At 69.1% G+C, this 6,039-nt stretch carries 8 protein-coding genes; 2 read left to right on the top strand and 6 right to left on the bottom strand.

The window, feature by feature from the left end:
- Nucleotides 1-625 (bottom strand): lysophospholipid acyltransferase family protein (locus tag HKK72_RS34735; protein WP_187238649.1); only part of this gene is annotated, 625 nt, incomplete at its 3' end.
- Between the two features lie 213 nt (nt 626-838).
- Between HKK72_RS34735 and HKK72_RS34730 the strand changes: the two genes are divergently transcribed.
- Nucleotides 839-1,621, top strand: a complete 783-nt coding sequence (locus HKK72_RS34730) for a hypothetical protein (protein ID WP_187238648.1) — start codon at nt 839-841, stop codon at nt 1,619-1,621.
- A 48-nt stretch (nt 1,622-1,669) separates the two neighbouring features.
- Here the strand turns inward: HKK72_RS34730 and HKK72_RS34725 are convergent, their stop codons facing one another.
- The 5 genes from HKK72_RS34725 to HKK72_RS34705 form a co-directional block, all read right to left on the bottom strand.
- Nucleotides 1,670-2,374: an endonuclease/exonuclease/phosphatase family protein gene (locus tag HKK72_RS34725; protein WP_187238647.1), complete on the bottom strand. Its 705-nt coding sequence runs from the start codon at nt 2,372-2,374 to the stop codon at nt 1,670-1,672.
- A 311-nt stretch (nt 2,375-2,685) separates the two neighbouring features.
- Nucleotides 2,686-3,630, bottom strand: a complete 945-nt coding sequence (locus HKK72_RS34720; RefSeq protein WP_187238646.1) for an ROK family glucokinase — start codon at nt 3,628-3,630, stop codon at nt 2,686-2,688.
- A 73-nt stretch (nt 3,631-3,703) separates the two neighbouring features.
- Nucleotides 3,704-4,045 (bottom strand): hypothetical protein, encoded by a 342-nt coding sequence (locus tag HKK72_RS34715; protein ID WP_187238645.1) that lies wholly within the window; start codon nt 4,043-4,045, stop codon nt 3,704-3,706.
- A gap of 67 nt (nt 4,046-4,112) precedes the next feature.
- Nucleotides 4,113-4,520, bottom strand: coding sequence for an SRPBCC family protein (locus tag HKK72_RS34710; protein WP_315987596.1), 408 nt, complete (start codon nt 4,518-4,520; stop codon nt 4,113-4,115).
- Between the two features lie 109 nt (nt 4,521-4,629).
- On the bottom strand, nt 4,630-5,397 hold the full coding sequence (locus HKK72_RS34705) for a metallophosphoesterase (RefSeq protein ID WP_187238643.1): 768 nt from the start codon (nt 5,395-5,397) through the stop codon (nt 4,630-4,632).
- A gap of 393 nt (nt 5,398-5,790) precedes the next feature.
- On the opposite strand from HKK72_RS34705, the gene HKK72_RS34700 reads away from it, so the two are divergent.
- A complete protein-coding gene (locus tag HKK72_RS34700) occupies nt 5,791-6,000 on the top strand; it encodes a hypothetical protein (protein WP_187238642.1) in 210 nt (69 codons plus the stop codon).
- Nucleotides 6,001-6,039 lie beyond the last annotated feature (39 nt).

Genomic DNA, 6,039 nt, shown 5'->3' with positions numbered 1-6,039 from the left:
CGGAGAGCTCTCTGATCGCGTTCATGATCTCGTCGGTCACGGCGCGCAGGACGAGATGGTCCTCGGCCTTGCCGTAGTACTGCGAGAAGTCGAGCGGCTCGCCGAACCGCACGCCTGGGCGCACCCCCAGCCGTGGCCGAACGCGGCCGGAGGGCATCAGTTCGAAAGTGTTGATCATTGCCATGGGGATGACCGGCGCCCGGGACTCGAGCGCCAGCCGGGCGACCCCGGTCTTGCCTCGGTAGAGCCGGTTGTCCGGTGCCCTCGTCCCCTCGGGATAGATCCCGAGCAGCTTGCCCTCCCCGAGCACCCGCAGACCAGTCTGCAACGCCTCGTCGCTCGCCCCGCCACCGGTGCGGTCCAGGGGGATGACCCCGACTCCCCTGAAGAAGACCCGGCTGACCAGGCCCTTGATCCCCTTGCCGGTGAAGTACTCCCGCTTGCCGAGGAATACGATGGGACGTCGGAGCGGCAGCGGCCCGAAGAAGTGATCGGCGAACGACAGATGGTTGCTCGCCATGATGGCCGGCCCGGTGCGCGGAACGTTGTCCATGCCCTCGCGCCGAGGGCGCCAAACTACGGTGAGGATGGGCCCCAAGATGGCCTTGACCACCCACCAGAACATGTTGCCACCTTTCTTGGAACACGCCCTTCGGCAGCCCGCCGAACCGGAGATGATTGGACATCCTGCCATCTCTGGCGCGGGTCGCCCACACCCTTGGTGTACGAGCGCAGCGCATGGGACGATTCGGGCCGTAGGCTCATCTCAGAACTGCTTGCCGAGGGGAGCGAGGGCTGTCATGGCGCTGAAGCCGGGTCCATCGGGGGAGCCGAACCCGTGAACCGTCGTGACAACGGGCTGTCCGCGGACGCGTACGCACCGCTGGCCGATCTCGTGGCGGAGCTGGCGGACGCCATGCTCGCCACGCTCCGGGACGCGGGTGTGGCGGCTTACGCGGCCTCCCCCGTGACCGAGCCCTCGGAGGAGCCGTCCGCGGAAGAACCCCTGGACCGCCTTTACGTGGACACGTCCATGAAGTCCACGGCCGAGAGGGTGCTGCACTCGCATCTCGACCGGTTGCGCGAGGAGCTCACGCACGACCCGGGCCCCGGCGCGCGGGCGAGGGACGCCGGCGCGACATCCGAGTTCGAGACCGGTACGGGCACGGTCGAGCGTGACGACGACGCCGTCTGGGCTGAGATCGTGGCGTCCTTCGAGGAGTCTCCGAAGGACGGGGCGAGGCCCTGGCCGGACCAGGAGAACCTCGATGAGGATCTCGACGAGCCCTCCGTCGCCGAAGGCACCGACAGCACCGGGCGGCTGCCGACCGCGCGCGTGATCGACACCGGTGGTGTGACCGAGCCCCCGCCCGCGGACGACGAGGGCCACTACGTTCCTCCGCCTCCCCCGCCGCTGCCGAGCGGCGACTCGGTGACGCGCACCGCCTGGGCCGCCCTGGTCGGCGGCCCGCTGTATCTGCTGCTGACCGTACTGCTCGGCTGGGAGGTGCCCGGTTGGGCGGCGTTCCTCGCGGTCGCCGCGTTCATCGGTGGCTTCGTGACGCTCGTGCTCAGGATGGGCGACGAGCCGCGCGGTCCCGACGACGGCGCGGTCGTCTGACGGACCGGCGTTCCGAGAGCGCCGTCCGGCGGGCTTTGCCCACCGCGGTCAGCGGCGCAGGCAGAGCTCCGCGAACACCGGCCGGTGGTCGGTGGCCCGTGTGTAGTCGGCTGAGACCGCCGTGTCGGCGGGTACGCCGCAACCGACGACCTCGACGTCTGGATCAGCGAAGATCCCGTCGATGCGCCGGCGTGGGCGGCGCGCCGAGAACGTGTGTCCCATCCCGGCCGGGGCGACGGCGTAGGCGTCCTGGAAGCTGCCCGCGAGCAGATCCCAGGCCTGTCCCCCGGACTCCTCGTTGATGTCGCCCGTGAGCACGACCGGCGCGCGGTACGTGCGCCGGGCCCGTTCCAACAGGCCGAGCAACTGGCCGACGTGGGCCCGCCGGGGGACGTCGGCGAGGTCGAGGTGGGTGCTCGCGGCGATGAGCCGGACGCCCTGCACCTCGGCCACGGCGATCGCGAGCCCTCGCCGGTGCAGTCCCGTCACCCGGGTCAGCAGGTGGTACTCCCGGTGCAGCACCGTGGCGCGTGGCCCGGCCAGCACCGCCAGACCCGCCGCCCGCCGCCCGGCGGCGACGGTGAGCTCGCAACGCCGCGCGAATCTCCGGCGCTTGGTGCGCCACAGCAGGAACCGCGGGACCTCCTGCAGGCACACGAGGTCGGGCGCGCACCCGCGAACGACCCGCTCGAGCGCGGCGGTGTCGTCACGCAACGACCTGATGTTGTAGCTCAGCACCCGCACGGTAGGCACACCCACAACGTACCCGCCGAACCCAGGCGATCGATCACCTCGAACCCACCGGCCGTGCGACCTTCACCCGTACGATTCCCAGCCTTACCCGGCCAGTTCGATGTCGCTGCCCCGAACCGTCACGCCGGCTGATCAGAGCGACCGAGGAGCCCGCGAGCGGGCGCGCGGTGTCTGGACTGAGGAGCAGGCGAGCGCGAGGAACGAGTGCTCGCCTGCGACGAGGGAAGACGCCGCGTCAAACGCCCGCGAGCCGCCGCGCCGAAGGCGCGGCCATCAAACACAGCCCGCGAGCCGCCGCGCCGAAGGCGCGGTCAGATGCGTGCGAGGTCCGCCGCTCCCACGATGCCGGCCGCGGAGCCGAGTTCGGCGATCCGGATGTCGGCGAAGGCCCGGTGCCCCCGCCCGGTGAGCGCTCTCTCGAACGCCGCGCGGACGGGTGCGAGCAGGAGGTCGCCCGCGTCGGAGAGCCCGCCGCCGATGATGAAGACGCCCGGATCCAGGATGGCGGTCAGGTCGGCCAGGCCCTGTCCGGTCCATTTGGCGATGGTCTGGAAGCACTCCAGAGCGGCCGGGTCGCCTTCGCGGGCGGCCTGAGTGATCTCTGGACCGCTGATCCCGTTGGGCTTCCCGCCGCCGAGTTCGAGGAGCCGGCCGGCCAGCGCGGGTGAGACGCGCGCGAGGTCGCGGGCCTCGGCGACGAGTGCGCTGCCGCTGGCGTACTGCTCCCAGCAGCCGCGGTTGCCGCAGCCGCAGCGGCGGCCCTCGGGCACCACCCGGAAGTGGCCGATCTCTCCGCCGATGCCGAAGCGGCCGCGGTAGAGGTTGCCGTCGACGACGATGCCGCCGCCGATGCCGGTGCCGAGGGTGACGCAGACCAGGAAGTCCTCACCCCGGCCGGCTCCGAACCGAGCCTCGCCCCATGCCATCGCGTTGGCGTCGTTCTCGACCACGACGGGCAGTTCGACGCGTTCCTCGATCTTCTGCCTGATCGGCTCGTCGCGCCAGGCGAGGTTCGGGGCGAACTGCACGATGGCCCTGTCCTCGTCGACGAAGCCTGCCGCACCGACTCCCACCGCCTTGACGTCGTCGAACTTGCCCTTGAGCAGGTTGACGACCTCGGCGATGACCTCGGCGGTCTCCTTCGGATTGGTGGACGGCGTCGGCCGTCGCACCTGCTCCAGAATCCGGCCATGATGATCGACCACACCACCGGCCACCTTGGTGCCGCCGACGTCCACGCCGATGGTCAGCGCCATGTACCGCATCCTCCTGATTCAGTCCGGCGAGCGGCGCGCCGCCGGTGGGTTCCCACGCCGAGATCGACCGAGGTCAGCCGACGTCGATGGGATCTCCGTCGGCCCTAGGGCGAGCCGGCCGGGAACGATCGTAGGCCGCGACGGTCTCGCGCATGGCAGCGACCAGCGCCTGACCGGCGTCCATCACATGCCCGACGACGTCGGTGCCCGACGTGCGCGCCGCAGCGACGGTCCGGCAGATCGGGCAATACTGGCATTCGGGTGCGCCGGTCGCGAAATGGGATCCGCCCGCGCTCTCGTGCGTGGCCCGGCCCCACACGTCGTCGTCGGCGGGACCGCTGTCGCGCATCCGCCGGCGCAACGTCACAAAGAGCTTCACGGCCTCTTCGAGGACATAGCCTGACTGCTCGCTCATAGGACCATCATCCACCTTGTCATCGGCAAGAAACCGTACCGCCCCTGTGACGGCACATGGGTGTCCGTCACCGCTCGACGCGTCGTTTCAGGCCTTTGAGCGCCGATTCGATGATCATCTTTTCGCCCTTGCGCTTGACCATGCCGATCATGGGGATGCGGGAGTCGACGGCCAGCTCGTAGGTGACCTCGGTGCCGTCGTCCCGCTCGGTGAGCCGGTAGGAGCCGTGCAGTGACGTCACGACGTTGCCCTTCTCGACCAGGGTCCAGCGCACGCCCTCGTCGCCGTCCCACTCGTACGCCAGGGCGATCGTGTCCTTGATGGGGCCCGCGTCGATGGTCATGCGGACCCGGGCCGGCCGGCCGTCCGGCCTGGCCTCGAGGACCTCGACGCCGTGGATGCCCCCGGCCCACTCGGGGTAGCCCTCAAGGTCGGCGATGACCGCGGTGATCTCGGGTCGTCCCCCTTTGATCACGATAGTGGAACTCGTCCGATCCGCCATCGGCGTCCGCCCTTCACCTCGAATGTCACCGCCGTGCGCCCCTGGTAGGCCACGTGGAGCGTACCCCCAGAGAGAGCGCCACCTAAACCGTCAGGACGTACGGCGTTCCGCTGGCCCGGAAGTGCCCGACATTGACACATTCCGTACGGCCGACGCGCATCCGCCGCGCGAGCGGCTGATGGACGTGGCCGAACAGCACGTACCGTGGCTGCGTCTCGTGGATCAGGTCGAGCACCGCCTCACTGCCCCGCTCGAACCGGCGCGCGACCGTGTCGTACAGCAGGTCGGGCACCGCGGGCGGGATATGACAGCAGAGCACGTCGACCGCTCCCACCGCGGCCACCTTGGCGGCGTAGACCTCGTCGTCCACCTCGTTGGGCGTGCGGTATTCGGTGCGCAACCCGCCGCCGACGAAGCCGAACCGCAGCCCGCCGAGTTCGACGACCTCTCCGTCGAGCACGTGATGCCCGTCCCGCAGGTAGTCGCCCCACATGCGCGGGAGGTCGACATTGCCGTAGGTGAGATAGGCGGGGGCCGGCATCGCCTGGAACAGCTCGGCGTACTGACGCCGTACGGCACGCTCGATGTGCGGCCGGGCTCCGCCGTCCAGCGAACCCCACATCTCCTCGGAGAACAGGCGCGCCTCCTCGAAGCGCTTCTGGGTGCGGAGCGCGATGAAATGATCAGCGTTCCGGTGCCCGAAGAGCTCGGCGAAGATGCCCTGAGCATGGTCGGCGTAGTCGATGAACAGGATGAGGTCGCCGAGGCACACCAGCGCGTCCGCGCCGTCGGCCGCCCGGGCGAGGGCGTCCACGCGGCCGTGAACGTCGCTCACCACATGGATCCGCATGGGTCAACAGTAAGCGGTGCGGGTCAGTGGTGATTGTCGCGTGAACCGCTCGTCCGGCCACCACCCGACCCGGAACCGGCCCCGAACTTAACATTCCCCATTAAAACAATATAAATCGGACTTTTCGGTCGCTAAGTTGGCCAGCCGTACGTAATTCATAAAAAGCTTAGTATTTCCGACTTAGCAAAAGGGTCAAGTCCGGATATCTAGCGGTTTGTCGCGCTTCCCGTCGGGGATGGCGTTAGTGGAACAGACGAGATGGAGTCAGGAGGTGAGTCCGCCGGCCCGGCACATGCTCCAGAGAACGACCGGGCAGCCTCGGGCGAACCACTCCATTTTCAGAGAGTTCTGCTTTGGCCTTTCCGGCTTCGAATCCTCCAAGGAGGAGTTTTCATGAGAATTCCCATGCGCATCGCAGCGGTCATCGCCGTTCTGTCCTTCGCGGGCGCGGGTGCGGCCCTGACAGCGGCGTCCGCGCAGGCCGCCCCGGTCTCGGCGGGCACTACGGCCGCGAGCGCGCCCACGTGGGGCGGCGGCAGCTTCATCGTGGAGGACGACGACTTCTTCCTCTACGAAGACGACGATGACTGCGGCGACTGGTGATCCGACCGAGAAGAGGGCTCCCGCGCCTCGGGCGCGGGA

This window comes from Actinomadura sp. HBU206391 (genome assembly GCF_014323665.1).
GTDB lineage: Bacteria > Actinomycetota > Actinomycetes > Streptosporangiales > Streptosporangiaceae > Actinomadura_C.
Note: the sequence above shows the minus strand (reverse complement) of the source record. Positions and strands in the feature narration are given on the sequence as shown.

Excerpts from the sequence above, each read along its gene's own strand:
- HKK72_RS34720 (WP_187238646.1), bottom strand. The coding sequence starts at position 3,630 with ATGGCGCTGACCATCGGCGTGGACGTCGGCGGCACCAAGGTGGCCGGT.
- HKK72_RS34715 (WP_187238645.1), bottom strand. The coding sequence starts at position 4,045 with ATGAGCGAGCAGTCAGGCTATGTCCTCGAAGAGGCCGTGAAGCTCTTT.
- HKK72_RS34705 (WP_187238643.1), bottom strand. The coding sequence starts at position 5,397 with ATGCGGATCCATGTGGTGAGCGACGTTCACGGCCGCGTGGACGCCCTC.
- HKK72_RS34700 (WP_187238642.1), top strand. The coding sequence starts at position 5,791 with ATGAGAATTCCCATGCGCATCGCAGCGGTCATCGCCGTTCTGTCCTTC.